A 25,726-nucleotide genomic window follows, 5' to 3' on the forward strand; every position below is an offset into this window, starting at 1 on the left:
GTATATTAAATACTCTTTAGTTTCCACCTATGAATTTATCTCGGGGTTTATTTTTGCTTTACCAAGACATCGACTCTTTGGCTTTATAAAGTCGAATTATTTACGACTACAAGGAGCAACTGTTGGTAAGGCTGTAGTGTTTTATCCTGGAATAAAGATTAATCCTGCTTTCAACATAGAAATAGGTGATCATGTAGATTTAGCGTGGGGTGTATTGATCACGACAGGAGGAAAGGTTAAAATTGGAAATAGAACATTAGTGGGTTATAACACTCAAATATTCTCTGCAAATCATATCATCCCTTCAAAAAGAGGAAGAATATTTGGCTCAGGACATATATTAAAACCTGTAGATATTGGCCAGGATGTCTGGATCGGAGCAGGTTCAATAATTCTACCAGGTGTTACTATCGGAGAAGGAGCTGTTATTGCTGGGGGAAGCGTTGTAACAAAAAATGTTGCTCCCTTTACAATTGTAGGTGGAAATCCTGCTAAACTTATAAAAGAACGAATTTAGAATTTCTATCAAAAAAGCCATATGAGGAATCTGGTAATGTACTTGAGTTATATATTTCTTGTTTCTGCTTGTCATCCAAAGGTGTATCAAGTCTCTTCAGATACTTTTAAAAGTTATCTAGTAACTCCTCAGCAGTTTGGGGCAATAGGGGATGGTAAGAATGATGATGGAGGAGCTTTACAAAAAGCAGTTGATTTTTGTATTGTTAATAAAAAGAAACTCTACATCCCCACAGGCACGTATCGAACAACCAAATCATTGATAATTTCTGGAAAACTTGTTCTGGAGGGAGAGTCTAGGGATGGATCTTATATTTGGTATGATCCAGCGGGTAAAGAGTCGTTGTGGATTATAGATGCTAATAGAGAAAGCGAAGGCCTAAATATATCTAATATAAAATTTGGTTTAAGAGGGTTTGGAGTAGGGAAAAATGATATTCACTGTTTCATTGTTAAAAACTCACGAATTGCTCGTTGGACATTTTCAAATCTCGAATTTTTTGGTTTTACTGGGTACGGTTTGTATCTAACGGGAAAAGACACCTATGGACAAAATTTAGCGTTCCGAGATTTAAGCTTTTATAGAATGGGTGGAATGATCGGACAAAACAATGACCGAGGAATAAATAACTGGTGGACTAATCTTGTCATATTCGAAAACATCCATCTAGATGCTTACAGTGGTCATAGTATTAACTTACAGTCTCCTCAACAATACATTTTTGATATGCGAGGTTGGCGTATGGTCAATATCACAAATCTTCTAATCGAAGGATCTATAAAACCCGGTGCAAATATTAAGGCGAGTGTTAGATTGGGCGGAGGTTATACTTCCAAAGGGTCTAACTACATAGGATTGGGTAATGTTATCATTCTAGGCTACTGGGAAGAATTTTCATCCAAAAATAAACCAGCCTTTTCTTTTGAAATAAATGAAGGTGTTTCCTTCATAGAAATAAAAGATATCCAAGCTAGAAAATTTCAAATTAATGCAGATGCTCTTAGCTTAAATATTGATGGTATAAGACTGCATGGCTTAAACACGAAGGATCGTTTTGAAGTTAATGGAAATGCTAAAGTTGTGCTAAATAATGTTCTTAATTCGATGGATGGAACCGTAAATCTAAGTCATCGAGGCAACAGTAATATTGAAATCCAATCTGTGATAAATAAGTTTAATTAAAAATAGATTAAAAAAACTCCTACTCTAATAGGGAAAGTACAAAATAGTGCCTACATATCAACTTTATCTAACAAAGAGCGGTTATATTTTGAAATATATATCTGACTTTTAATTTCTAATCTTATACAAGATGTGGACTGGTATTGGTCTATTCTTAGCAAAAAGAATTAATTAATGAAACAAATAATCCAATCCTTTAAATCCGGAGATACCATCCTCGAGGAAGTTCCTGCACCACAAGTATCTCCTGGACAGCTTCTCATAAAAACAACACGTTCCCTTGTTTCGCTTGGAACCGAAAGAATGCTGGTGGAATTTGGTAAAGCTAACCTTATTCAAAAAGCGAGAAAGCAACCTGATAAGGTAAAAATGGTGCTGGATAAAATCAAGGCGGATGGCTTAATGCCAACCCTTGAAACTGTATTTAATAAATTAGGACAACCTCTACCTCTTGGATATTGTAATGTTGGTACAGTCATCGGAATCGGAGAGGAAGTGACTGGATTTTCTATTGGAGATCGAGTTGCGAGTAATGGACCACATGCAGAATTTGTATCTATCCCGCAAAATTTATGTGCTATAATTCCCGACCAAGTGACTGATGACGAAGCTGCATTTACTGTAATTGGTTCAATTGGCCTACAAGGCATCCGACTTCTTAAACCTACCTTCGGTGAAACTATTGTCGTTACTGGTCTTGGACTTATTGGTTTAATAACTGCTCAACTACTAAAAGCAAATGGTTGCAATGTTATAGGACTTGATGTGGATGACTCAAAACTAAAACTTGCAGAGTCATTCGGTATCAAAACTTTTAATCCACTTAAAGCAGACCCCATTAAAGCAGTCATGTCGCTTACAAATGGCATCGGAGCAGATGGTGTTATTATATCCGCTTCTTCAAAATCCGATGACATTATTTCACAAGCTGCTCAAATGTCTAGAAAAAGAGGTCGAATTATCCTTGTCGGTGTAATCGGTCTTAACTTAAGTCGTGCAGAGTTCTATGAAAAAGAGTTAACCTTTCAAGTTTCGTGTTCATATGGTCCAGGACGATATGATGACGACTACGAACAAAAGGGCAAAGACTATCCCCTTCCATTCGTAAGGTGGACAGAAAAAAGAAATTTTGAAGCGCTACTGAATGCAATTGCTTCAAAAAATATTATTGTAGACGCCTTAATAACAGAAAAAATTCCGCTTGATAATTACTTAGAAATATATGGTCAAATAGGCAAATCTAATAGTGTTGCTAGCCTTTTAATCTTTAGCGAATCTAGTACTCCTACTTCTAAAGTGCAGGTTACAAAAAAAGAAAAGGAAAGAAAAGAAAAGGCTCTAGCTATCGTCGGTGCTGGCAATTTCACAAAGATGACTATGCTGCCTGTGCTTAAAAATGCGGATATAAAATATATTGTTAGTAAAGGAGGGCTTTCAGCTAAATCACTTGCAGATAAGTATAAAATAGAATTTAGCTCTTCTGATTACAATGATCTTCTATTAGATAAAGAAGTGTCTACTATCATTATAACCACAAGACATAACCTGCATGCAGACATGGCTATTAAAGCTATAGAATCAGGTAAAAACGTTTTTGTTGAAAAACCCCTTGCATTAAATCAAAATGAATTAAATCAGATTATCGAGGCCAAAGAAAAATTTGGAGTGAATGTAACTGTTGGGTTTAACCGAAGATTTTCTCCTCACGTTGAAAAAATTAAGCAATTTACGCCAACCTCTGCTCGTAAAAACATGATTGCGACCATGAATGCTGGTTTTATTCCAGAAAATGTATGGATTCATGACCTAAAGGTTGGAGGCGGAAGGATTATAGGAGAAGCATGTCATTTCATTGATTTATTGGCTTTTATTTCTGGTTCAGAAGTATCCTCTATTTGTATGAATGCTCTAGGAACAAATCCAGAAACAACAACCGATAATGCAAGTATTCTACTGAAATTTAAAAATGGAGACACTGGTGTAATAAATTACTTTTCGAATGGAAGCAAGGCCTATTCAAAAGAGCGTCTAGAAGTATATTTTGACGAGAAAACAATCATAATGGATAACTATAGAGTTACTAGAGCTTATGGCATTAAAGGTTTTTCTAAGTTCAAAAGTAAACTGGATAAAGGGCACAAGAAACAATTTGAATTACTAAGTAAAAATCCAAACTTGGAAGGTGAGCTGCTTATTCCATTTGAAGATATTGTTAACACAACCAAGGCTAGCTTTGCAGCAATCGAAAGCCTGAAAAATAACGCCTGGGTTTCCGTTTGAACGTAAAGAATCTTATTCAAGTTTTTAAAAATCAAGGACCTAAATACTTTATTTATAGGTCAATGTATGAGCTAAAGAGAAAATCTGGTCTACTTAAAACAAAGTTTCCAGTTATTCCTAAGGTCGAATCTTACCTCTCCTTAAATGAATGGAAGAGACTAAATATTCCTTTCTTCTTTCAATCTAGAGATACACTGACTTTCCCAAAAAATCTGAATGGAAAATTAGAACGTGCATATAATAATCTCCTTTCAGGAAAGATAGCATTTTTTAATAATGCCTGGAATGAAGTAAAGGCATGGAACACAAACCCTGATACTGGCTTCGTTTATGACACCACAAAACATTGGACAGAAGTAGAAGATATTTCATCAGAAGCTGGAGATATTAAATACGTCTGGGAAAAATCTAGGTTTTCATTCCTAAATACCATTATCCGTTATGACTATCATTTTGATCACGATTCATCAGATTTTGTTTTTTCAAAAATTAAAGATTGGATACAAAACAATCCTATTAACCAAGGACCAAACTACAAGTGTAGTCAAGAAATTTCTCTGAGATGCCTCAATTGGGCGTTTGTACTGCATTTTTACAAAAACAGTGCAGTACTTACTGAAGAGTTGTGGCAAGAAATTATGCATTCGATTGACTATCAAATGCGGCATGTCTATGAAAATATAAATTTCTCCAGGATCTGCGTTCGTAACAATCATGCTATAAGCGAAACTTCTACTTTATACATGATCAGTCTTCTTTTTCCATTTCTAGATCCAGAAAGAAAATGGAGAAACCATGGTCTGAAATGGCTTGAACAAGAAGTTGCATACCAGATCTATGAGGATGGAACCTTCCTGCAATTTTCTCACAATTATCATCGGGTATTGATTCAATTACTCACTTGGATCATAACGCTGTCTAAATTGCATAATGTCACATTGTCAGATACCACAGTTAAGCGTGCCCAAAAAACATTGGATTATCTTCATACTTGTTGTATTGGTGCAGAAGGTGAACTTCCAAATTATGGCTCAAATGATGGTGCTCTGTTCTTTAATTTGAATGATCGAGCTTATACTGATTTCAGACCTCAAATTAATGCTTTGAACGCTGTCTTAAATAAAAAACATATTTATCGGGAAAGTGAATTACAAGAAGATGCATCTTGGTTCGGGTGTGCAAGCCTTCCATTAGAAAATAAAAGTTCTTCTAAAGAAACAAATTCATTTAATCAAGGTGGTATTTACACTATAAAAGATGAGCTAAGTTTTACTTTTTTTAAATGCGCTAAATATAGGGATCGGCCTGCTCATGCAGATAATATGCATCTCGATATCTGGGTAAAAGGTAAAAACTACTTTCGAGACAGTGGTACTTACAAGTACAATACAGAAAGTAAGTGGATTGATTATTTTACAGGAAGTATAGGTCATAATACCATTACGGTTGATGGATTAAGCCAGATGCAAAAAGGAGACCGTTTTATCTGGTACAACTGGACGAAAAACGCTGAAGCCGAAATTACAGAATTAGATAATTCTGTAATGATCAATTCTAAAGCAGTAATGTTTCAAGAAATATCAAAAGGAATTACACATACAAGAAAAGTCAGAAAGCAAAAGTCAGCATTTAAATGGGAGGTGACTGATGATGTTTTAAATCTTATGGGGGATCATAGTATTAAACAGTACTGGCATCCTAATCCAGAATTATTAGATGAAATTAAAATCACTGCAGTTGATGAATATGGCATTTCACTAAAATTAATTCAAGATAAAGGACAATGGTCTTCTTACTATGGGACGAAAGAAGAAGTTCCATTATGGTTTTTCGAAACAAAGACTAGAAAGATTCAAACTACAATTATTATTCAATTATGAACATTCTTTTAATTCATCAATACTTTCTAGAAGAAAACGATGGTGGTGGTTCTCGCTTTAATGAAATGACAAAACAATGGTCAAAAAATGGGCACCATGTTACGGTATTAGCCGGAATGATGCATGCTAATGGAAGTGAAAAACGTCCAGAATATAAAGGAAAATTATTCTTTAATAAGCAACATGAAAAAGTCTCTGTAATAAGATGTCATGTATCTGAATCCTATAATAAAGGTTTTGTGGGAAGACTCTGGGGATATTTTTCTTTTGTTTTTTCTAGTATTTGGGCAGGCTTGTTTAAAGCCAAAGGTAAATATGATGTAATATTGGTTACTTCTCCACCTCTTTTTGTTGGAATAACTGCTTATATCATTTCACTTTTTAAAAGACTGCCATTTATTTTTGAAGTTAGAGACCTTTGGCCTGAATCAGCCATAGATACCGGTGTATTAACAAATAAGTTCCTAATCAAGTTTTCACTGTGGTTTGAAAAGTTCATATATAAAAAATCACGATTGATTAATGTTCTAACTCCAGCATTTAGAGAAACTTTAAAAGATAAAAAAAAGGTGCCTCCTGAAAAGATTATTTTTGTTCCAAACGCAGCTGATTTCTCACTTGCAGAAAAAATTAGTGAAAGTGATTTTGATCCGGAGAATTTTAGAAAAGAACTAGGCTGGCAGGATAAATTTGTCATAACCTATGTAGGAGCTCACGGTGTTGCGAATCACTTAAGTCAAGTTATTGATACTGCTAAAATAATTAAGGATACCCAACCCAATGTTCTATTTGTGCTAATAGGCGATGGAATGCAAAAAAAAGAATTAATAAGTAGAGCTAAAGAAGAGAACTGTTCCAACATTCTATTTTTAGACTCCGTACAAAAATCTGAAGTTTTTAAATATATACTAGCTTCTGATTATGGGGCATCCATTTTGAAAAAAGTTGATACATTTAAGACCATTTATAGTAATAAAACTTTTGACTACATGTCTTGTAAAAAACCAGTTTTTTTAGCCATAGATGGTGTATCAAAAGAATTAATAGAATCAGCAGAGTGTGGTGTGTATGTTGAACCTGAAAACCCACAAGATTGGGCAATAAAAATAGCAGAAATTCAAAAATTGGATAATATACAACTGGGCTTAAATGGTTTTCTATATGCTAAGAAACATTTTGATCGTGAAAAACTTGCTGACAAATATATTGAAGATATTGAAAGAGCCATAGATGAATAAAAGTTCAGTCATCATCGGTTATTCAGGACATGCTTATGTTATAATTGACGCACTTTATTCGTCTGATGGAAAGAATATCTTCACAAGTTATTGTGATGCTGAAGAAAAAATTCACAACCCATATCAATTAAATTATCTCGGGGAAGAATCCAAGGAGATTATTGGAAAATATAATTGGTTTGTTGGAATTGGAAATAACCTAATTAGAGAAAAAATAATATCAAAATTCGACCATCAAAATCTGCTTACTATAATACACAAAACCTCTATTGTTTCCGATAAAGCAATGATAGGAAAAGGCAGTTTTGTATCAGGTAATTCGACAATAAACGCTCTAGCAAATATAGGATTAGGCTGTATAATTAACACTGGAACAATTATAGAACACGAATGCCACATTGGTGATTTTGCTCATATTGCTCCTGGAGCTGTACTTGCTGGAAATGTTAGTATTGGCAAACGATCTTTTATCGGTGCAAATGCCACAGTTATCCAAGGTATCAATATTGGAAATGATGTGGTTGTTGGTGCTGGTGCTGTAATTATTAATGATATTCCCGACAAATGTACCGTTGTTGGCAATCCTGGAAAAATAATAAAACAAACAAAATGATTCCTCTCTCTATCCCACATCTTTCAGGTAATGAACTCAAGTATGTTACCGAATGTATTGAAACCGGTTGGGTTTCCTCAGCAGGTTCTTATGTTACCAAATTTGAAGAAATGGTCGCTAAATGGGCTGGCTGTAAGTACGGAATAGCAGCCAGTAGTGGTACCTCTGGTCTACATCTAGCGATGCACATGCTAGGAATAGAACATGGTGACATCGTTCTTGTTCCTAACATTACCTTCATTGCTTCTGCCAATGCCGTAGCTTATACAAATGCAACGCCTGTTTTCATTGATATCGATCCTGAAACTTGGCAGATGGACTTGGACTTACTAGAGGAATGGCTTGATGAAAATAATAGTCCTTCTGTAAAAGCAGTGATGCCCGTTCATGTACTTGGAAACATGTGTGATATGGAGAAGTTACTTGACATTGCTTACCGACATGGACTACGCGTGATAGAAGATAGTACCGAAGCTTTAGGATCCTACTATAAAGGCAAGTCTGCTGGTTCCTTTGGTGAAATGAATGTATTCTCCTTTAACGGAAATAAAATTATTACAACTGGTGGTGGAGGAGTGATTGTAACCAACGATGAAGCACATGCTAAAAGAGCGAAACATTTATCTACTCAAAGCAAGGTGGATCCTGAAACTTATTTCCATGACGAAATTGGCTTTAACTATAGATTGGTCAATGTTCTAGCAGCAATAGGAGTAGCGCAAATGGAACAACTTCCATCATTTATCCTGAAGAAAAAAGAGATAGATGCTTTCTATCGCACAAATCTCAAAGACGTAGGCGATATCCGATTTCAAAAAGTTGAAGACAATGTAGATCCTAATTGTTGGTTATTTACTTTTCAATCTTCTCAACAAGTTGAAATTCTAAAAGCATTAAAGGAAAATGAAATTATCGCAAGACCTTTCTGGTATCCGATGAATCAACTTCCTATGTTTAAAGAAAACATTTACCATCATCATTCAGACTACTCGAGAAGGATACATGCTAATTGCTTAAGTATTCCAAGTAGTGTGAACCTTGGAGAAAGTGAATTAACTAAGGTGGTTGAGGTTATTAAAAACTGTTTCTAAACTCATCATTGCACAACTCGTTCCTATCTTTTTGACAAGACTTACAAATTATTTAAAATGTTAAACATTGACATACCTTCATTTATAAAGGAAAGCATAACGAATAGGCCAACCTCTTTTTTTAGCTCAGACATTGAAGCCAATAAAGAAAAATTGTCCTCTGAAATTAAGGGTAAAAAAGTACTTGTACTTGGTGGAGCTGGAACAATTGGGTCTTCGTTCATCAAAGCTATTCTTCCTTTCGAGCCGGCTAGTCTCGTAGTCGTTGATTATAGTGAGAATGGCCTAACAGAACTGACCCGTGATCTTCGTTCTCAAAACATCTTTATTCCAAAAGAATACATAACCTATCCATTTGATTTTGGTAGTGCGGTATTCGAAAAAATGGTCTCCGCTAAAAAATTTGATATTATAGCCTGTTTTGCAGCGCATAAGCATGTAAGAAGTGAAAAAGATCATTTGGCTATCGAAGCGATGATTAACAACAATGTTTTTAATACTAAAAAATTAATAGACCTTGCGCTAAAATCTAAACCCAGCCATTTTTTCTCTGTATCCACCGACAAAGCTGCAAATCCTGTAAATGTAATGGGGGCAAGCAAAAAATTAATGGAAAATGTGCTGATGTCTTACACCGATGAATTGAAAATATCGACAGCTCGTTTTGCCAATGTTGCATTCAGTAATGGAAGTCTATTGGCAGGTTTCATAGATCGAATAATGAAGCGTCAACCGCTATCAGCTCCTAACGATGTGAAAAGGTACTTTGTAAGCCCAGAAGAAAGTGGTCAATTGTGTATGCTTGCTTGCCTATTAGGAGAAACGAGTGATATTTTCTTTCCAAAACTAGAAGAAGATCAAATGTTGACCTTTTCCACCATCGCTATCGATTTTCTAAAATCGATGAACTTAGAAGCAGATCAATGTTCTTCGGAAGAAGAGGCTAAGTTGAAAGCAGCAAATTGGAAAATAGGAGATACTACCTATCCTGTGTATTTCTTTTCAACGGACACCTCTGGAGAAAAATCATTCGAGGAATTTTATACGGAGAAGGATGATGTTGATATGACTACCTTTGAAGCCTTAGGAGTTATTAAAGGAAGTAACGTTCCTAATAAATCTGATATTGACCTGACATTAAAAGCTTTCCAAGAATTATTTAATAATGATGAAGTGAATAAGGCTAAGGTCGTAAATTTACTTTCAACTTATTTGCCTGATTTTAAACATATTGAAACAGGAAAATCTTTAGATCAAAAAATGTAATGTATTTATTTATAAAAAGATACTTCGATATATTCAGCTCATTGCTTGCACTAATTGTGTTGTCTCCACTTCTAATTCCGATCGTTATCGGGTTAAAGTTGACGGGAGAAGGCCATGTTTTTTACTTGCAAGAACGTGTCGGCTTTAAGAACCGAATCTTTAAGATTTTTAAATTTGCCACGATGTTAAAAGATAGTCCTAACATGAAGGGTGGCCTTATCACAACTAAGCGAGATCCTAGACTTACGCCGATGGGAGGCTTCTTAAGAACTACCAAGATTAACGAGCTGCCACAATTACTAAATATTCTCTTTGGGCATATGAGTGTTGTCGGACCGAGACCTGTCATGCAGAAGAGCTTCGATGCTTATCCTGATGATGTTCAGAAAGTTATTTATAATGTGAAGCCAGGCCTAACAGGAATAGGCTCGATAGTATTTCGAGATGAAGAAACCTTAATAACTGAAGTAAAAGAAAAAGGTGGAGATACATGGGATTTTTATAAAAACCAAATCTATCCACATAAAGGACAATTAGAGAAATGGTATCAAGATAATATCTCATTCTTTACTGATTTGAAGATTATCATTCTAACGGCTTGGGTCATACTGTTTCCTAAAAGTGACTTGGTATATAGATGGTTTCCTAAACTTCCTAAACGTAATTTTTAATATGAAAAAAGCATTAATCACAGGTATAACGGGGCAGGATGGAGCCTATCTTTCAGAACTCCTTTTAAAAAAAGGATATGAAGTTCATGGAATAAAAAGAAGAACATCTCTTTTTAACACTGCAAGAATAGATCACCTCTATCAAGATCCGCATGTAGACAATAGAAATTTTATTCTTCATTATGGTGATCTCAGTGATTCCACAAATATTATTAGGATTATTCAACAAGTTCAGCCAGATGAGATCTATAATTTAGGAGCTATGTCTCATGTAGCTGTTAGTTTCGAAGTGCCAGAATACTCTGCAGATGTAGATGGTGTAGGAACTTTAAGAATTTTGGAAGCAATAAGAATTTTAGGGTTAGAAAAGAAAACTAAAGTTTATCAAGCTTCCACTTCTGAACTTTATGGTAAAGTACAAGAGGTGCCACAGTCTGAAACCACTCCATTTTATCCTCGTTCTCCATATGCTGTCGCAAAGATGTATGCTTTTTGGATAACGGTTAATTATAGAGAAGCCTATGATATATTCGCATGCAACGGTATTTTATTTAACCATGAAAGTCCTCTAAGAGGGGAAACTTTTGTTACTAGAAAAATTACTAGAGCTACTGCTAAAATTGCATTAGGCTTACAAGATAAGTTATACCTCGGTAATCTTAATGCTAAGAGAGATTGGGGTCATGCTAAAGATTATGTCGAGCTCATGTGGAAAATCCTTCAATATGATAAAGCCGAAGACTGGGTCATCGCTACGGGTGTAACAACAAGCGTTAGAGATTTTGTTAGGCTCTCGTTCAAAGAGGTAGGCATTGAAATTATTTTCACTGGAGAAGGGGTAAATGAGAAGGGACATGTAGGTCAATGTACAAACCCTAAATATCAAATTGCAGAAGGAACAGAAATAGTTTCTGTAGATCCAAAATATTTCAGACCAACTGAAGTAGATCTTTTAATAGGAGATGCTTCAAAAGCTAGAAATCTGTTAGACTGGCAACCTGTCTATAATGTGGAATCGTTATGTGCAGAGATGGTCCAGGCAGATTTAGAACTTTTTGCTAAGGATCAGATTTTGAAGGATGCGGGGTTTGAGATAAAGAATGAGTTTGAGTAGGGAGGCCTATGGCCGCTTTCCGTGGGCCGTATTCCGTGAGCCGCGGGCAGCTGGCAGCTTTCCGTTTGCCGTTTTCCGCTTTAACAGAAAGTAACATTTTTAAAACTGAATGCGGATCGCTGAATACGGACAGCGGATAACGGATAACAAAATAATACATGCACTAAAAACGATTAGATGGAATCAAAAACAAGATCAGGAAAAACGATCATTGAACATCGGAAAACGGATAACGGTATGCGGAAGTCTGATAAAATATACATAGCTGGTCACCGTGGAATGGTAGGATCCGCAATCAAGCGAAACCTCGAAGCAAAAGGCTTTTCGAACTTCGTAGAAAGAACTTCTAACGAACTAGATCTCAGAAATCAAGCTAATGTTAAAGAATTTTTTGCTAATGAAAAACCCGATTTTGTGTTTTTGGCTGCTGCAAAAGTTGGAGGAATTCAAGCTAATAATACTTATAGAGCAGAATTTCTCTATGACAACCTCATGATTCAAAACAATGTGATTCACCAAAGTCATGTAACTGGGGTGAAAAAACTGATGTTCTTAGGTTCATCTTGCATCTATCCTAAGATGGCTCCTCAACCTATGAATGAGGATGCTCTTCTCACTGGAAAATTAGAGCCAACCAATGAACCATACGCGATTGCAAAAATAGCAGGAATCAAAATGTGTGATGCATATCGGTCTCAATATGGTAGCGACTTTATATCTGTTATGCCTACAAACCTCTATGGGCCCAACGACAATTATAATTTAAATAATTCACACGTTCTTCCAGCATTAATTCGAAAATTCCATACGGCTAAAAAACAAAATGATCCAGAAGTTATTATGTGGGGCACTGGTTCTCCGTTAAGAGAATTTATGCATGCTGATGATTTGGCTGATGCTTGTGTGTTTCTCATGGAAGAATATAGCGATTCCGGTTTTGTAAATATTGGAACAGGAGAAGAAGTTTCTATTTTTGATCTTGCTACCACAATTAAGCAAGTTGTTGGTTACCAAGGAAATATTACTAAAGATCTCACAAAACCTGATGGAACACCAAGGAAATTGATGGACGCTAGTAAACTTCATAATTTAGGTTGGAAGCATAAAATATCCTTAAAAGAAGGCATAGAAAGTGTTTATATAAATCTGGAGACAAAGGATTGGTTTTAAAAGATCTCTCGGTTATACTCTACGATCTCTGCGCCTTTACGAGAAAAAAATATCAATTGTTTCTTGATTTATTCTTTGCGATTCTGCGAGATAATAAAAAGTGGGTCGCAAGGAAAGAAAAACTGTCACGTATAGGCGCAAAGGACGCAGAGATTATATATTCCGAGAATCGCGGGATACCTCAACTAATACATCAACAATTTTAATATGAAAAAATTAGACATTATAGCTGGTGCAAGACCTAACTTTATGAAAATAGGCCCCATAACCCACGCCATCCATAAGCACAACGAAAGCGCCAACGAGAAAATAGAGTACCGTCTTATCCATACTGGCCAACACTACGATAAGAAAATGTCTGAAGACTTTTTCGATCAATTGAATATCCCAAAACCTAACCTAAACCTTGGTGTAGGTTCTGGAACCCAAGCGGAACAAACAGGAAAAATTATGCTTCGATATGAGGAAGCAATCAAAGCATGGAAGCCACAATTATGCATTGTGGTTGGTGATGTAACTTCTACAATGGCTTGCTCTATTACCGCCAAAAAAGAAGGTGTAAAAGTAGCACATGTAGAAGGAGGAATTCGTTCTGGGGACGAAAGTATGCCCGAAGAAATTAATAGGATGGTTACAGATAGCATCACTGATTACTTTTTTACTACTTCGTCAGTCGCTAATGAAAATTTAAAAAACCTTGGTCATCATAATGATAAAGTCTTCTTTGCTGGCAATACAATGATAGATTCTCTTTACGCCAATCTTGAAAGACTTATCAAACCATCTCTATTTGATGAAAATCAATTAAAAAATAAAGATTACCTAGTGATGACCTTGCATCGTCCTTCTAATGTAGATGCCATGCAAAGCCTTGAACATCTTTTATCACTGATCAATAATAACGTTGATGGTAAAAAGGTGGTTTTCCCAATGCACCCACGTACTAAGAAAATGTACGATCAATTGGGGATGAACTTTGAGAATTTGCTCATAACCGGACCTATGTCCTATCTTGAATTCATCTATATGATCAAAAATGCTTTGGGCGTCATTACAGACTCCGGAGGTATCACTGAAGAAACAACTGTTTTAGGGGTTCCATGTATGACATTGAGAAATAGTACAGAAAGACCAGAAACCGTAACTCAAGGCACCAATGAAATTGTAGGAACCAATCCAGATAATATTCTTCCTTTCCTAGAAAAGCTTCTTTTAGGTCAATGGAAAAAAGGTAGTATTCCCGAACTTTGGGATGGCAAAACAGCTGATCGTATTGTTAAAATTATTTCCGGATTAGATTAAATGTTACACCTAATTCACTCTTCGTGGGATGATTTCAAAGTTAAAATTACCAATCGGGTAGTGCAAAATGGGGTAGTGAAGGTTTTAGAAATAGGTGGTGGTGCTCAGCCTTTTTTTAACGACGAACTCATATCAAAACATAACATTGATTATACAATTATAGATATCAGTCAAAAAGAATTAGATAAAATTATCAGTCAGCAAGTAAAAAAAATTTGCTTGGACTTAACGTTTACAAAGTATCATGAAAAATATGATCTAATATTTTCGCAGATGGTTTTAGAACACTTGGAACATCCACTTGAATTTCATAAAAATGTATTAGAAATGGCAACTAATGAAGCAACAATTTGCCATTTTTTTGCTACAAAATATGGTCTTCCAAGTTTTCTTAATAGAATTCTACCTAGCAATCTAACCGATTACATTGTATATAATTTGCAAAAAAGAGATCCAGAATCTGCAGGCAAGTTTAAAGCATACTATATAAAATGTACTGGACCAATAAAAAAAACGAAAACTTGGTTTGAAAAGTTAGGATACGAGGTTCTAGATTATAATGGATATATAGGACACGGGTATCTGGGTAGAATCAAAGTTTTAGGAGCTTTAGAAAGAAGCTTTTCTAGGTTACTTCTTAAGCTAAATTCTCCATATCTTACTTCAAACGCAATTTTAGTTCTTAAAAAGAAACAATGATATCATTCGCAAAACACACCGCACACCTTATTTCTTGGATTCCTGAAGGACATGATGAGGTCATGTATCTTAGCACTCAAGCATTTATGGAAGCTGGAAAGCCTATTAGAGGCGGAGTTCCTATCTGTTGGCCTTGGTTTGGGTCTCTTGAGAATAAGCCTGCTCATGGATTTGCTAGAATTAATTCCTGGAACACGATTTCAGAAAATTCCTTTTCTCTTCCTGAACAACTTATTCAAGATGAATGGGGCAATAAGGCTTCACTAGTATTTACCGTAACTGAGGACGGAAACAAACTCAAAATGGAGCTTACTACCACCAATCTCGATTCTTCTGAATTTGAATTTACTCAAGCGCTACATACTTATTTTAAGGTAAGTGATATTAATAAAGTAAGCATTAAGGGTCATGATAAACAAGCTTACTATGATAAAGTCCTGGATGATAATGATATCCAAAAAGGGACATTAATCTTTAATGGTGAGACGGATCGAATATATACCACGACAGCATCTAGTCTACTTATAGATCCAGGTTTACAAAGAGAAATCCTCATCACCAAAAAAGGCTCTAACTCAACGGTTATATGGAATCCAGGACCTGAAAAATCTGTAGAAATGAAGGATATGCCAGATGATGGATATCTTACCATGTGTTGTGTTGAAGCAGCAAATACCCATCTTGACCCAGTCACATTACAGCCAGGAGCATCACACACCATTGTTCAAGAAATAACCGTAAGCAAATTTTGAAAAAATCTATTCAAGTCCGTCTATCCTTCATGATGTTTCTCGAATTTTTCATTTGGGGAGCATGGTTTGTTACTTTAGGGACATTTCTTGGTAACAATCTCAGTGCAAGTGGCGCAGAAACTGGGATGGCTTTTTCTACCCAATCGTGGGGTGCTATCATCGCACCTTTTATTATTGGACTAATTGCTGATCGATATATTAATGCTGAAAGGATACTTGGGATTTTGCACCTAATTGGAGCCGTTTTGATGTATCAGATGTATCAAAGTACTGACTTTCAAACATTCTACCCGCTTGTCCTAGGCTATATGATTGCCTACATGCCTACATTGGCATTGGTCAATTCTGTTTCCTTTAATCAGATGACTGATCCTGCTAAGGAATTTTCATTTATTCGAGTCTGGGGAACGATAGGTTGGATTCTCGCTGGTCTATCTATTAGTTTTGTTTTTAACTGGGACACTTCAGAAAATATCAATCAAGGTTTGCTAAGAAATACATTTTTGATGACTGCAATTGCCTCTGCTGTCCTCGGAATCTATAGTTTTACCTTACCGAAAACGCCTCCAAACATTGACAAAAAAGAGAAAGTAAGTGTTTCTACCTTACTAGGCCTCGATGCACTCAAACTATTAAAAGATAAGAACTTTCTGATTTTCTTTCTTTCTTCCATTTTGATCTGTATTCCATTGGCTTTTTACTATCAAAATACGAATCCATTTTTAGCTGAGATAGGCGTCGCTAATCCAACTGGAAAAATGGCCATCGGCCAAATATCCGAAGTAGCTTTTATGTTGCTATTGCCTCTATTCTTTAAGAAATTTGGATTCAAAGTGACCATTCTATTTGCGATGTTAGCATGGACGATAAGATATGCTTTATTTGCTTTTGGGGATGCAGGAGACCTTGCATTTATGCTCATCATCGGAATCGCTCTGCATGGAATATGCTACGATTTCTTCTTTGTTGCGGGTCAAATTTACACCGATTCTAAAGCAGGAAAAAAATATAAAAGTGCTGCACAAGTTTTGATAACGCTCGCAACCTATGGGATCGGAATGCTAATAGGATTTTGGGTGGCAGGGAAAATTTCAGATCACTACCTTACTGTAGATGGTACACACATTTGGCAGAGTATCTGGTTGTTTCCAGCGATGTTTGCAATAGTCGTTCTTATCATATTCGCTCTTTTGTTCAAAAATGAGAAGATCGAATATGTTGAATAGTGACATAACAGCTCGCCTTTATTATTGCAATAGATGATATTTATATTTTAAAATCTCCCTAAAAACAAAAAACTTAAGACTAAAAACTATCATATGAAAACAATTAAAGGACCAGCCATTTTTCTAGCCCAATTTATGGACGATGTTGCGCCATTTAATTCTTTAGATGGTTTATGTCAATGGGCAAGCGATCTAGGATATAAAGGTGTTCAGATTCCGACGGGCGAATCAAGGTTGATGAATCTTGACCTCGCTGCAGAAAGTCAGACCTATTGTGATGAATTAAAAGGTCGGATAAATAGCTATGGGCTTGAGATTACGGAGCTATCCACTCATCTTCAGGGCCAACTTGTTGCTGTTCATCCAGCATATGATTTAATGTTTGACAATTTTGCTCCTGATGATTGCAAGAAGAATCCGGCAAAAAGAACAGAATGGGCTATAGATCAAGTCAAAAAAGCTGCAATCGCTAGCCGACGACTTGGACTGAATGCACATGCTACCTTTTCTGGTGCGTTATTATGGCATGCCGCGCATCCTTGGCCACAAAGACCAAAAGGATTGGTAGAAATGGGCTTCAAGGAACTAGCTAAAAGATGGACACCTATTCTTGATGTGTATAAGGAAAATGGAGTCGCTTGTTGTTATGAAATTCATCCAGGTGAAGATCTTCATGATGGTGTAACTTTTGAACGTTTCCTAGAAGCTACCGGAAACCATTCTGCTGTTAATATATTATACGATCCCAGCCACTTTATTCTTCAACAATTGGATTACATAGAATACATTGACCATTATCATGAATTTATTAAAGCCTTTCATGTTAAAGATTCAGAATTCAATCCTACAGGTAAGAAAGGTGCATTTGGAGGATATTTAGATTGGGCAGATCGTGCTGGTCGATATCGTTCTCCTGGAGATGGGCAGATCGACTTTAAGACCATTTTTTCAAAGCTAACTCAATATGGTTGCGATGTGTGGGCAGTTATGGAATGGGAGTGCTGTATAAAGAGTCCAGAACAAGGTGCAAAAGAAGGAGCTCCGTTTATTCAGAGACATATTATTGAAGCTACGCAGAAGGTATTTGATGATTTTGCTGGTGGAGGATTTAGTGATGGGGAGATGAGGGAGATGTTGGGGATTTGAGACGTGGGTCGTGGATCGTGAGCTATGAGCTATGAGCTATGAGCTATGAGCTATGAGCTATGAGCTATGAGCTATGAGCTATGAGCTATGAGCTATGAGCTATGAGCAAAAAATAAATATAAAATGGGAAGAAGTTATAAAGATCTAATAGTTTGGCAAAAAGCACATATTTTTACGCTAGAGATCTATAAAATTTCGAGTACTTTTCCAGATAATGAAAAATATGGGATAACCTCACAAGTAAGAAGAGCTGTAGTCTCTATAGAACTAAACATTGTAGAAGGAAAATCAAGAATGTCAGATAAAGAATTTAGACATTTCCTTCATATTTCGAGAGGTTCTAATCAAGAAGTCCATTGCATTTTAGAAATATGCAAAGACTTAAATTATATCACAAATGATAAATACGAAGTGCTTATTAAATTGTGCGATGAAATAAATAAAATGTTAAATGGTTTTATTAAAAAAATATCTCAATAAATGAATGTAAATGCTAACCGCTCAAAGCTAGCAGCTTCCAGCTCAAACTACATAGCCATCATGGCTGGTGGAATCGGTTCTCGTTTCTGGCCTTCTAGTACTGCAGACCATCCGAAGCAATTCCTGGATATTCTAGGAGTAGGTAAATCACTGATAAGATTAACATTTGAAAGGTGCTTACACTTGGTTCCTGTGGAAAACATTTTAATTGTAACCAATATTCGGTACAAACAATTAGTTCAAAATCACTTGCCCGAGCTTCCAGAAAGAAATATACTTTGTGAACCATCGATGAATAATACTGCTCCGTGTGTGGCTTATACTGCTATGCATATCAAAGCACGTAACCCAGAAGCCGTCTTTGCGGTTCTCCCTTCAGATCATGTAATTTTAAAAGAGAAAGAGTATATAGATCGATTGTCTGAAGCATTTGACTTCGCTACGAATAATGAAGCTATTGTAACTTTAGGAATACAACCTACCCGTCCAGATACAGGATATGGCTATATAGAAACAGATAACAATGCTTCCCCTGATCAAGATGAATTAAAAGTAATCTCATTTAAGGAAAAACCTAATGTAGAAGTTGCTCAGCAATACCTAGACGCTGGGAATTACTACTGGAATGCCGGAATGTTTGTCTGGAGTGTGAAAACGATCATCTCCGCTTATGAAAAATACGCTGGAGGAATATTGGAAACACTTTGTATTGATGATTCTAAATTTGGTACAGATGAAGAACAAGCTTACATTAACGAAGTCTATCCCAAAACGGAAAGCATTTCAGTAGATTATGCAATTTTGGAAAAGGCAGATAACACCTATACTTTGCCCGCTGATATAGGCTGGAGTGACTTAGGAACATGGAATAGTCTTTATTCATACTTAGAAAAAGATCAAAACGAAAATATCGTTCAAGCGCATAAACATCATATTTCTGAAACTAAAAATACCTTGATACGTGCTCAAAATGAACGGACCATAGTCATAAAAGGCTTAGATAATTACATCGTTGTAGATGAGCCAGGAGCTTTGCTAATTTATCCTAAAGGTGACGAACAGGAAATTAAAGCGGTAGTGCAATCGCTTACAAAACCTAATTAACCATGCATTTTTCAATATGCACAATGAAAAATACATGGTAAATTGACAAAAACAATACTTAGAAGTATATATCCAAGATCAGAAATTAAGTTATGGAACAAAAATTGTACTTTTAACTTAGATGTCCAATAATAAGAAAATAGTTCTTGTCTCTAATACATCCTGGAGTCTATATAATTTCAGGCTTGGACTCATAAGAGCATTGAACAAAAAAGGCTACGAAGTAACAGTGGTTGCACCTCGAGATAGCTTCACTTCTAAGTTAATCGCAGAAGGTATTTTCTACAAGGAAATTTACATAAAAAACTATAGTATTAATCCATTTGATGACTTGAAGATTATTCTTCAGCTTTCCAAGATCTATAAATCTGTCAAGCCAGGATTGATCTTTCACTATACTATTAAACCTAACATTTACGGGAGCATCGCTGCGTTCACTCATAGAATTCCTTCTATTTCCGTAACAACTGGTCTCGGTCATCTATTTGAATTCAAGAATATTATTCTACGTTGGGTCACCCTTTTTCTATATCGAATTTCAGCATGGATGAGTAAGGAAATGTGGTTCCTTAATGAGAATGATCGTGATATTTTCGTTTACAAAAGAATTGTACGAGCTAAAAAGGCAAAGATCATTAAAGGCGAAGGAATTAATACGCTGTGGTTTTCACCAAGAAAGAATAAACATTTTACTGGTATAAGTAGGTTTATATTTGCAGGGAGGCTGATTTGGGATAAGGGTATCAATGAATATGTGGAAGCTGCTAAGATCGTTAAAGATAAATATCCGAATACGAGGTTTGAGATTATCGGGTTCATAGACCAATCCAACCCCAAAGCTGTTTCCTACCAACAACTTACAGATTGGCAAAAAGAAAAGAATATCAAATATCTAGGAGAAACGACTGATATCCGTCCTTACCTAAATAAGGCATCATGTCTAGTTTTTCCATCTTACTATCGGGAAGGTATATCCAGAATCTTAATGGAAGCAGCAAGCATGGAAACACCAATAATTACAACAGATAATGTTGGGTGCCGTGATCTTGTGGATGATGGTGTAAATGGATATTTAGTTCAACCAAAATCTGTAGAAGACCTCGTCGAAAAGATTGAGAAATTTATCCATTTAGATCCCGAAGATAAATTTGTAATGGGGAAATTAGGCAGGAAGAAAATGGTGAAAAGTTTCGAAGAGAGCCTAATTATTACCGAATACCTCAAGTCGATAGCTAAGTATCTCCCTATTGATATAAAAAACGTTTCTAAACACGTCCATACTTAAAATTCAATTTGCTGACTCCTAATGCTGCAATCATGCAAATCAGAGGAATCACAGGCATTAAAAACCTTCCATTTCCCGCTGGCCCTGGTATAATCATAAAATAAAAAATTATTAGAAGAATAATTGAACCACCACTCTGCCATTCTTTCTTCTTGAATTTTAAAATGCCCACTCCTGCCGCTAAAAGTGTAATCATCCAAATTAAAATAAAAGGTAACATTACTACGTAGCCTATTTTAGTGTGATTAGAATAATGTTTAAAACCTGCCCAAAATCCTTCCTTATTTATCACTCCTAAAGTTCCTTTGTCTCCGGAACTCAACCCCCACTTCTCAGATAATAATGTTACTTCGGGTAAAAACATGTTTGGAATGCTTTTAAAATGAAGCCACGCATATTGTAGCTTATTCGACCTTAGAATCTCTAACCCTTTTCTTCTACTTTCTTGTACATACGCATAATCGCCACCACATTCTGCTAACGGCTTGTGTTCCATTCCACTCATTAAGATCTCTCTTTGGTCATTTTCGTGCCTATTGTTGTTTCTAGATTCAATTGCATTGGCAAAAGTGAAATACAAGTTGTATTCTTGAATGGACGAAATGGAATATAATCCGGTTAATGAATGATTTCGACTCATCCAAGTAAAAACAATTAATCCCCCAATCATGACCGTTGCTACTCCCCTTAGAATCTGTTTCATTGTATTGTCCTTAATCGCCATAAAGCCAATTATTGGTAATAGGTAGAAAGCAATAGGTCGTATCGAAACTAACAATCCGTAGAGCACTGCCAATAACAAGAAATCATATTTCTTATGAGCATTTATTCCAACATATACGGTCAATAACAAAACTAGGCTAAATACAGACTCGGTAATTGCCAAACCGGAATACGTTATCGCATGAGAGGATACTGAATAGAATAAAACAGCCAACAACCCAACTTTTCGATTAAAAAGAGACTTGCTTAGTAGAAATAAGAGCCAACAAATTAGCAAATCTATCAATACCTGGATTCCAATTATTATTCTTAAATCCTTACCAAATAATGATTGTACACTTGCTAAAAAATAAGGATAGCCTGGGGTAATAATGGTATTTTTATAGAAAGGTTCTGTACTACAACTTGAGAATCCATTTCCTAGTGTAATATTCTCAGCTAACTTAAGATGGTAATAACTGTCATTGTGGATCGCTAAAGTATCATCCTGGAATACTGGAATATTCATTAGCACTCTAAGAATAAGAGCCAGAAGTATTATATGCCACAATTTAAAGCGCATCCACCACCTCTTTCATTTTCACAGCCCAGTCCAAGTGCCTTTCTGCATAAACCATCATTCGTTCTTCTACACCCTTTGTACTTTCATAAAATTGTAACACCTGTCCTATATCTATCGGGCCATCTCCAGGAAAATACTTCACAAAACCTAGCAGTTCCGGAAAGTCAATATCCTCACTACCAAGTATAAAAGGTAGTCCTCTGCTACAATAATCTCTATGCTTAAGCGAGGAATCCAGCATAACGCCCTTCCGTTGGATACCCAATGTTCCAATTCCTATATCCGCTTTGTCAAATGCACGATTAAGCGATTCACCAATCAAATTATCTTCAAAGCTTACCCTATTTTCTAGACTCAACTCTTTCACAAGTTTAGTGAGATGATCTGATTCTGGACCCACACCAACAATAGTCAAATGAAGATCTATTTCGCTTTCGGATACTCCATAAATGATCCGATCTAACCCATGCCAATACGCCCACTTTCCTACTGCTAGTAATTCTAATTTGTCGCTCCTCTCCTTTATTCTCAAAGGTGCTTTTGCCGTTATAATTCCGTTGGTACTATTAATGCATGGAATTCCCCATATTTCCTCTTCCTTTCCGTAATGAATCATTAAATCCACATACTTACTCAGCCGTTGCCTGTTTTTCTCATCTATCTTCAATAATAACTTCCCTCTAGCACCTTTCCATTCCTGTTCATACGGATAAGTAGGCATGTCAATAATAATCTTTATAGATGGACTGTGGCTCTTCAACATAGCAAACAATCGAATCATTCCTTCCATTACTAAATGAAATCGAAAAAGCACCAGGTCATACATCCCTGCATCAATTCTAGCTTTAATAACTTTGTAAAAAGTCCTTGCCTTAAATATGCCTCTCGAAACTGAATTCTTATTGAAAATACACAAGCAATTCTGATTCAAATACAATCCATTTTCACTGATGTAAATCACATCCACTTCATAACCGTTTTGTGTTAATCCATAAACATGTCCCTGCATTTTTTTGCTCACACCTTGGTTCGCCAGATTCGAAATATCCACTCTGTAAATCACTAATGCTCTCATCCAAATATTTTCATGTAATGTTCCTTCATATTAATCCCCCGAACCTCCATCTCATCAAAAGTAGAATTGTGAAAATTAAAGCTACCGTAATATTTAGACAAATCTGGAAGGGTAAAGTTATCTAACCTAATCGCCTCAAATAACCAAGCTACATCCATGAAGACTAGCGGTATTTCCACCACATCAAACGCTTTCTCATTCACAAAATCATACAACTTATACGGTAATCCCGTACCACATCTGTATCCTACATACCTCGTAAATCCAATACTAGAATCCTCCCGAATACCAAGGTTTTCCAGTAGTCTTGGCGTTATAGAAATATCGAAATTAAGGAAATGCTGCCTACTTATTGATATCTCAATTCCTACTTCATGCTCTAATTTCTCTTTTTCGGCCCGAATCAGGTCTATATCATTCCAACTTTCATAAGAAGGATGTATGCCAATGATATAATTTCTTTCTTTTGCTAATCTAAATGCCTTTTGAACAACCTTAGATTTTAATGAATATTCATTATCCTCTTTATGTTTTCCACCCACCAAAAAGTAGATTGATTTATCTATTTTCAGCTCACTTATCATCCAATCAAATGTATCAAACCCATCCCTGCCTCTTAACAGATAATCCATGTACGACTTCCATAATTTAGGAAATCCACTCATAGATTTTCGGTGCCTTATATGACCAGCTATTTTTCTAACAATAGAAAATGGCGATTTAAATTTCTGTATAAAATCTATGTCGTGACTTAGCACGGTTGGTTTCGAGTAATCTGCTTTTTCACCTGTTAAAACTTCCAGAAAAGCTGCAACCAATTCATCCACTAATGGCCGCTTTTCTAATCCTGCTTTTACCGTTAACAATGAACGCTCGAATGCAAGTTTGTTACTTAGGAAAGCTGAAAAGTCTAGTGACCTTTCCTCATATCTAGATAAATGAAAAAAGATCGCTTCGAATAGGTCAAACCCAAATTGACCATCATTATAAAACTCAGAGCTTTTCGATGATGATGCTAACTCTACACTATATATCTGCTCATCTCCATAGCTGTATTCATTCGCTACATATTCTCCTGAAACATCTTCTAAGATCAATTCTTGACGTGGAATATAGAAACTACCCTCGATTTCAGCCAGCCCATAACTAACATTAATCTCTCCTTGACCTTCTATGGTAAAGAAAAGTCTTCTCGCCTTGACAAATGGATGATCATTCAGAATATCGATAGTGTATGCTAATCTAGGATTAGGCCTCGGGTTTGTATGGATAGCAACAACATTCATTATGGTTTAATATATTTATACCATCTCATAATTGGATTGCTGATTTTACTAATTTGGTGATAAGCGACCTGCTCCCCTCCAAAAGTTCTAAAAAATTTCTCTACACCCGGAAGCATACTTCCTTCGAAATCAAAGTCCTTACCTTTCTCAACACTTTCTTTTATTCCTTCCCATATCAACTTAGATACCGCTTCCTCCTTCTTTCCTTCCTCATTTTTTGCCGTAAATAAACAATAGGTTTTCTTAACATCTTCTATGATAAAGATACCAGCAATCATTTCACCTTGCTGATTGTAATAACCCAGCACTTTACCAACTCCTTTATTTATTGCAACCGTGATTAGCTCATTGATGTTCGTCGGATAAAAAAATTGACCTGCATTATTACCTGCTAAGGTATCTCCTAACATCCGCACGAATTCTTCTAACTTTTCATTCGTTCTAATCTCAAATTCACCGACTTCTTTCAGTACTACATTCCGTAGTTTAGGTTTTAGATTCGATGTGATCTTATCCAGCCCTAATTTGTGGTCAATAATGTATGAATACCTTGTTGTTTGTTTGTAACCTAACTCATAAAGTGGATACCAAGATTGGCCATCGATCGGGAAATTGATATTGATATATCCAGCATTTGGTAGCTGAGCGGCTAATTCACGCAACTGACTAAAGTAAAAGCTATTGGTTTTATATGGAGAATTAAGGTGGTCTGGGAAATTAATGATGGGTCCTAAAGATGGCGTATAAGGTGGCATCTGAATAAAAGAAAACCCTTTGCGCTTACTAAAATGGTAAGGCCACGCACCTACAATCTTCTCTTCCTTATCGTACGAAAGTACAACATCCCAGTTGGCCCCAGTCACAATATCTAAATACCAAGGCTGTGCAAAAACAGAAACTTCAGCATTATCCTCACAAAACTTTAGATATTTACTTTTCATAGGTTATCCTCGCAAAATAGTGATTTTATTACAGCCATTTTGAAAAGCAAATTTAATAAGAATAGTTTATTCTTATTTCGAATCCTAATGGTATTAGAAATTAGTGGAAGAATAATTAGAAGT

General features: G+C 35.9%; 23 protein-coding genes. 19 read left to right on the forward strand and 4 right to left on the reverse strand.

The features are described from left to right. The first annotated feature begins 4 nt into the window (after positions 1-4). From L2586_RS24830 to L2586_RS10410, 19 genes are all read left to right on the forward strand, one after another. A complete protein-coding gene (locus L2586_RS24830) occupies positions 5-517 on the forward strand; it encodes an acyltransferase (protein WP_394804404.1) in 513 nt (170 codons plus the stop codon). Positions 518-538: 21 nt separating this feature from the next. Beyond that, positions 539-1,699, forward strand: a complete 1,161-nt coding sequence (locus L2586_RS10325; protein WP_235292812.1) for a glycoside hydrolase family 55 protein — start codon at positions 539-541, stop codon at positions 1,697-1,699. 174 nt (positions 1,700-1,873) lie between these two features. Further along, positions 1,874-3,979 carry a bi-domain-containing oxidoreductase gene (locus L2586_RS10330; protein ID WP_235292813.1) on the forward strand — a complete coding sequence of 702 codons (2,106 nt, stop codon included), beginning with the start codon at positions 1,874-1,876 and terminating at the stop codon, positions 3,977-3,979. A 62-nt stretch (positions 3,980-4,041) separates the two neighbouring features. Beyond that, on the forward strand, positions 4,042-5,859 hold the full coding sequence (locus tag L2586_RS10335; protein ID WP_235292814.1) for an alginate lyase family protein: 1,818 nt from the start codon (positions 4,042-4,044) through the stop codon (positions 5,857-5,859). Beyond that, positions 5,856-7,097, forward strand: a complete 1,242-nt coding sequence (locus L2586_RS10340) for a glycosyltransferase family 4 protein (RefSeq protein ID WP_235292815.1) — start codon at positions 5,856-5,858, stop codon at positions 7,095-7,097. The genes L2586_RS10335 and L2586_RS10340 overlap by 4 nt, the downstream gene beginning before the upstream one ends. Further along, the gene (locus L2586_RS10345; RefSeq protein ID WP_235292816.1) at positions 7,090-7,710 is read left to right on the forward strand and encodes an acetyltransferase; all 621 of its coding nucleotides are present in this window, start codon (positions 7,090-7,092) and stop codon (positions 7,708-7,710) included. The genes L2586_RS10340 and L2586_RS10345 overlap by 8 nt, the downstream gene beginning before the upstream one ends. Next, on the forward strand, positions 7,707-8,801 hold the full coding sequence (locus L2586_RS10350; protein WP_235292817.1) for a LegC family aminotransferase: 1,095 nt from the start codon (positions 7,707-7,709) through the stop codon (positions 8,799-8,801). Before L2586_RS10345 ends, L2586_RS10350 begins: the two co-directional genes overlap by 4 nt. Positions 8,802-8,858: 57 nt before the next feature. Next, positions 8,859-10,067, forward strand: coding sequence for a polysaccharide biosynthesis protein (locus tag L2586_RS10355; protein WP_235292818.1), 1,209 nt, complete (start codon positions 8,859-8,861; stop codon positions 10,065-10,067). Beyond that, a complete protein-coding gene (locus L2586_RS10360) occupies positions 10,067-10,738 on the forward strand; it encodes a sugar transferase (protein WP_235292819.1) in 672 nt (223 codons plus the stop codon). The genes L2586_RS10355 and L2586_RS10360 overlap by 1 nt, the downstream gene beginning before the upstream one ends. Before the next feature lies 1 nt (position 10,739). Beyond that, complete coding sequence (gene gmd / locus L2586_RS10365) at positions 10,740-11,852, forward strand: GDP-mannose 4,6-dehydratase (protein ID WP_235292820.1); 1,113 nt, start codon at positions 10,740-10,742, stop codon at positions 11,850-11,852. Between the two features lie 237 nt (positions 11,853-12,089). Beyond that, positions 12,090-13,022, forward strand: coding sequence for a GDP-L-fucose synthase (gene fcl / locus L2586_RS10370; RefSeq protein WP_235292968.1), 933 nt, complete (start codon positions 12,090-12,092; stop codon positions 13,020-13,022). A 207-nt stretch (positions 13,023-13,229) separates the two neighbouring features. Continuing rightward, positions 13,230-14,324: a non-hydrolyzing UDP-N-acetylglucosamine 2-epimerase gene (gene wecB, locus L2586_RS10375; protein WP_235292821.1), complete on the forward strand. Its 1,095-nt coding sequence runs from the start codon at positions 13,230-13,232 to the stop codon at positions 14,322-14,324. Between the two features lie 75 nt (positions 14,325-14,399). After that, positions 14,400-15,023: a class I SAM-dependent methyltransferase gene (locus L2586_RS10380; RefSeq protein WP_235292822.1), complete on the forward strand. Its 624-nt coding sequence runs from the start codon at positions 14,400-14,402 to the stop codon at positions 15,021-15,023. Further along, positions 15,020-15,775 carry a D-hexose-6-phosphate mutarotase gene (locus L2586_RS10385; protein ID WP_235292823.1) on the forward strand — a complete coding sequence of 252 codons (756 nt, stop codon included), beginning with the start codon at positions 15,020-15,022 and terminating at the stop codon, positions 15,773-15,775. The genes L2586_RS10380 and L2586_RS10385 overlap by 4 nt, the downstream gene beginning before the upstream one ends. Continuing rightward, positions 15,772-17,001: a nucleoside permease gene (locus tag L2586_RS10390; protein ID WP_235292824.1), complete on the forward strand. Its 1,230-nt coding sequence runs from the start codon at positions 15,772-15,774 to the stop codon at positions 16,999-17,001. Before L2586_RS10385 ends, L2586_RS10390 begins: the two co-directional genes overlap by 4 nt. A 93-nt stretch (positions 17,002-17,094) precedes the next feature. Then, positions 17,095-18,147 (forward strand): sugar phosphate isomerase/epimerase family protein, encoded by a 1,053-nt coding sequence (locus L2586_RS10395; RefSeq protein WP_235292825.1) that lies wholly within the window; start codon positions 17,095-17,097, stop codon positions 18,145-18,147. 123 nt (positions 18,148-18,270) lie between these two features. Beyond that, positions 18,271-18,627: a four helix bundle protein gene (locus tag L2586_RS10400; protein WP_235292826.1), complete on the forward strand. Its 357-nt coding sequence runs from the start codon at positions 18,271-18,273 to the stop codon at positions 18,625-18,627. Next, positions 18,628-19,731 (forward strand): mannose-1-phosphate guanylyltransferase, encoded by a 1,104-nt coding sequence (locus L2586_RS10405; RefSeq protein WP_235292827.1) that lies wholly within the window; start codon positions 18,628-18,630, stop codon positions 19,729-19,731. It begins immediately after the preceding gene. A 121-nt stretch (positions 19,732-19,852) separates the two neighbouring features. Then, positions 19,853-21,016, forward strand: a complete 1,164-nt coding sequence (locus L2586_RS10410) for a glycosyltransferase family 4 protein (RefSeq protein ID WP_235292828.1) — start codon at positions 19,853-19,855, stop codon at positions 21,014-21,016. Here the strand turns inward: L2586_RS10410 and L2586_RS10415 are convergent. Genes L2586_RS10415 through L2586_RS10430 form a run of 4 tightly spaced genes read right to left on the reverse strand, consistent with a single transcriptional unit; the run spans position 20,997 to position 25,603 of the window. Next, positions 20,997-22,247, reverse strand: a complete 1,251-nt coding sequence (locus L2586_RS10415; protein ID WP_235292829.1) for a glycosyltransferase family 39 protein — start codon at positions 22,245-22,247, stop codon at positions 20,997-20,999. The genes L2586_RS10410 and L2586_RS10415 overlap by 20 nt on opposite strands. A 43-nt stretch (positions 22,248-22,290) precedes the next feature. Next, positions 22,291-23,376 (reverse strand): glycosyltransferase family protein, encoded by a 1,086-nt coding sequence (locus L2586_RS10420; RefSeq protein WP_235292830.1) that lies wholly within the window; start codon positions 23,374-23,376, stop codon positions 22,291-22,293. Then, a complete protein-coding gene (locus tag L2586_RS10425) occupies positions 23,373-24,662 on the reverse strand; it encodes a DUF7033 domain-containing protein (RefSeq protein WP_235292831.1) in 1,290 nt (429 codons plus the stop codon). The genes L2586_RS10420 and L2586_RS10425 overlap by 4 nt, the downstream gene beginning before the upstream one ends. Continuing rightward, complete coding sequence (locus L2586_RS10430; RefSeq protein ID WP_235292832.1) at positions 24,662-25,603, reverse strand: hypothetical protein; 942 nt, start codon at positions 25,601-25,603, stop codon at positions 24,662-24,664. The genes L2586_RS10425 and L2586_RS10430 overlap by 1 nt, the downstream gene beginning before the upstream one ends. Positions 25,604-25,726: the final 123 nt, after the last annotated feature.

The sequence above is a fragment of the Portibacter lacus genome (assembly GCF_021533215.1).
Taxonomy (GTDB): domain Bacteria; phylum Bacteroidota; class Bacteroidia; order Chitinophagales; family Saprospiraceae; genus Portibacter; species Portibacter lacus.

Bases quoted from the DNA above. Each gene is read 5' to 3' on its own strand.
- L2586_RS10340 (WP_235292815.1), top strand. From the start codon at position 5,856: ATGAACATTCTTTTAATTCATCAATACTTTCTAGAAGAAAACGATGGT.
- L2586_RS10360 (WP_235292819.1), top strand. From the start codon at position 10,067: ATGTATTTATTTATAAAAAGATACTTCGATATATTCAGCTCATTGCTT.
- L2586_RS10350 (WP_235292817.1), top strand. From the start codon at position 7,707: ATGATTCCTCTCTCTATCCCACATCTTTCAGGTAATGAACTCAAGTAT.
- L2586_RS10335 (WP_235292814.1), top strand. From the start codon at position 4,042: ATGTATGAGCTAAAGAGAAAATCTGGTCTACTTAAAACAAAGTTTCCA.
- L2586_RS10325 (WP_235292812.1), top strand. From the start codon at position 539: ATGAGGAATCTGGTAATGTACTTGAGTTATATATTTCTTGTTTCTGCT.
- L2586_RS10345 (WP_235292816.1), top strand. From the start codon at position 7,090: ATGAATAAAAGTTCAGTCATCATCGGTTATTCAGGACATGCTTATGTT.
- L2586_RS10405 (WP_235292827.1), top strand. From the start codon at position 18,628: ATGAATGTAAATGCTAACCGCTCAAAGCTAGCAGCTTCCAGCTCAAAC.
- wecB (WP_235292821.1), top strand. From the start codon at position 13,230: ATGAAAAAATTAGACATTATAGCTGGTGCAAGACCTAACTTTATGAAA.
- gmd (WP_235292820.1), top strand. From the start codon at position 10,740: ATGAAAAAAGCATTAATCACAGGTATAACGGGGCAGGATGGAGCCTAT.
- fcl (WP_235292968.1), top strand. From the start codon at position 12,090: ATGCGGAAGTCTGATAAAATATACATAGCTGGTCACCGTGGAATGGTA.
- L2586_RS10430 (WP_235292832.1), bottom strand. From the start codon at position 25,603: ATGAAAAGTAAATATCTAAAGTTTTGTGAGGATAATGCTGAAGTTTCT.
- L2586_RS10355 (WP_235292818.1), top strand. From the start codon at position 8,859: ATGTTAAACATTGACATACCTTCATTTATAAAGGAAAGCATAACGAAT.
- L2586_RS10400 (WP_235292826.1), top strand. From the start codon at position 18,271: ATGGGAAGAAGTTATAAAGATCTAATAGTTTGGCAAAAAGCACATATT.
- L2586_RS10395 (WP_235292825.1), top strand. From the start codon at position 17,095: ATGAAAACAATTAAAGGACCAGCCATTTTTCTAGCCCAATTTATGGAC.
- L2586_RS10420 (WP_235292830.1), bottom strand. From the start codon at position 23,376: ATGAGAGCATTAGTGATTTACAGAGTGGATATTTCGAATCTGGCGAAC.
- L2586_RS10410 (WP_235292828.1), top strand. From the start codon at position 19,853: ATGTCCAATAATAAGAAAATAGTTCTTGTCTCTAATACATCCTGGAGT.
- L2586_RS10425 (WP_235292831.1), bottom strand. From the start codon at position 24,662: ATGAATGTTGTTGCTATCCATACAAACCCGAGGCCTAATCCTAGATTA.
- L2586_RS10385 (WP_235292823.1), top strand. From the start codon at position 15,020: ATGATATCATTCGCAAAACACACCGCACACCTTATTTCTTGGATTCCT.
- L2586_RS10415 (WP_235292829.1), bottom strand. From the start codon at position 22,247: ATGAATATTCCAGTATTCCAGGATGATACTTTAGCGATCCACAATGAC.
- L2586_RS10330 (WP_235292813.1), top strand. From the start codon at position 1,874: ATGAAACAAATAATCCAATCCTTTAAATCCGGAGATACCATCCTCGAG.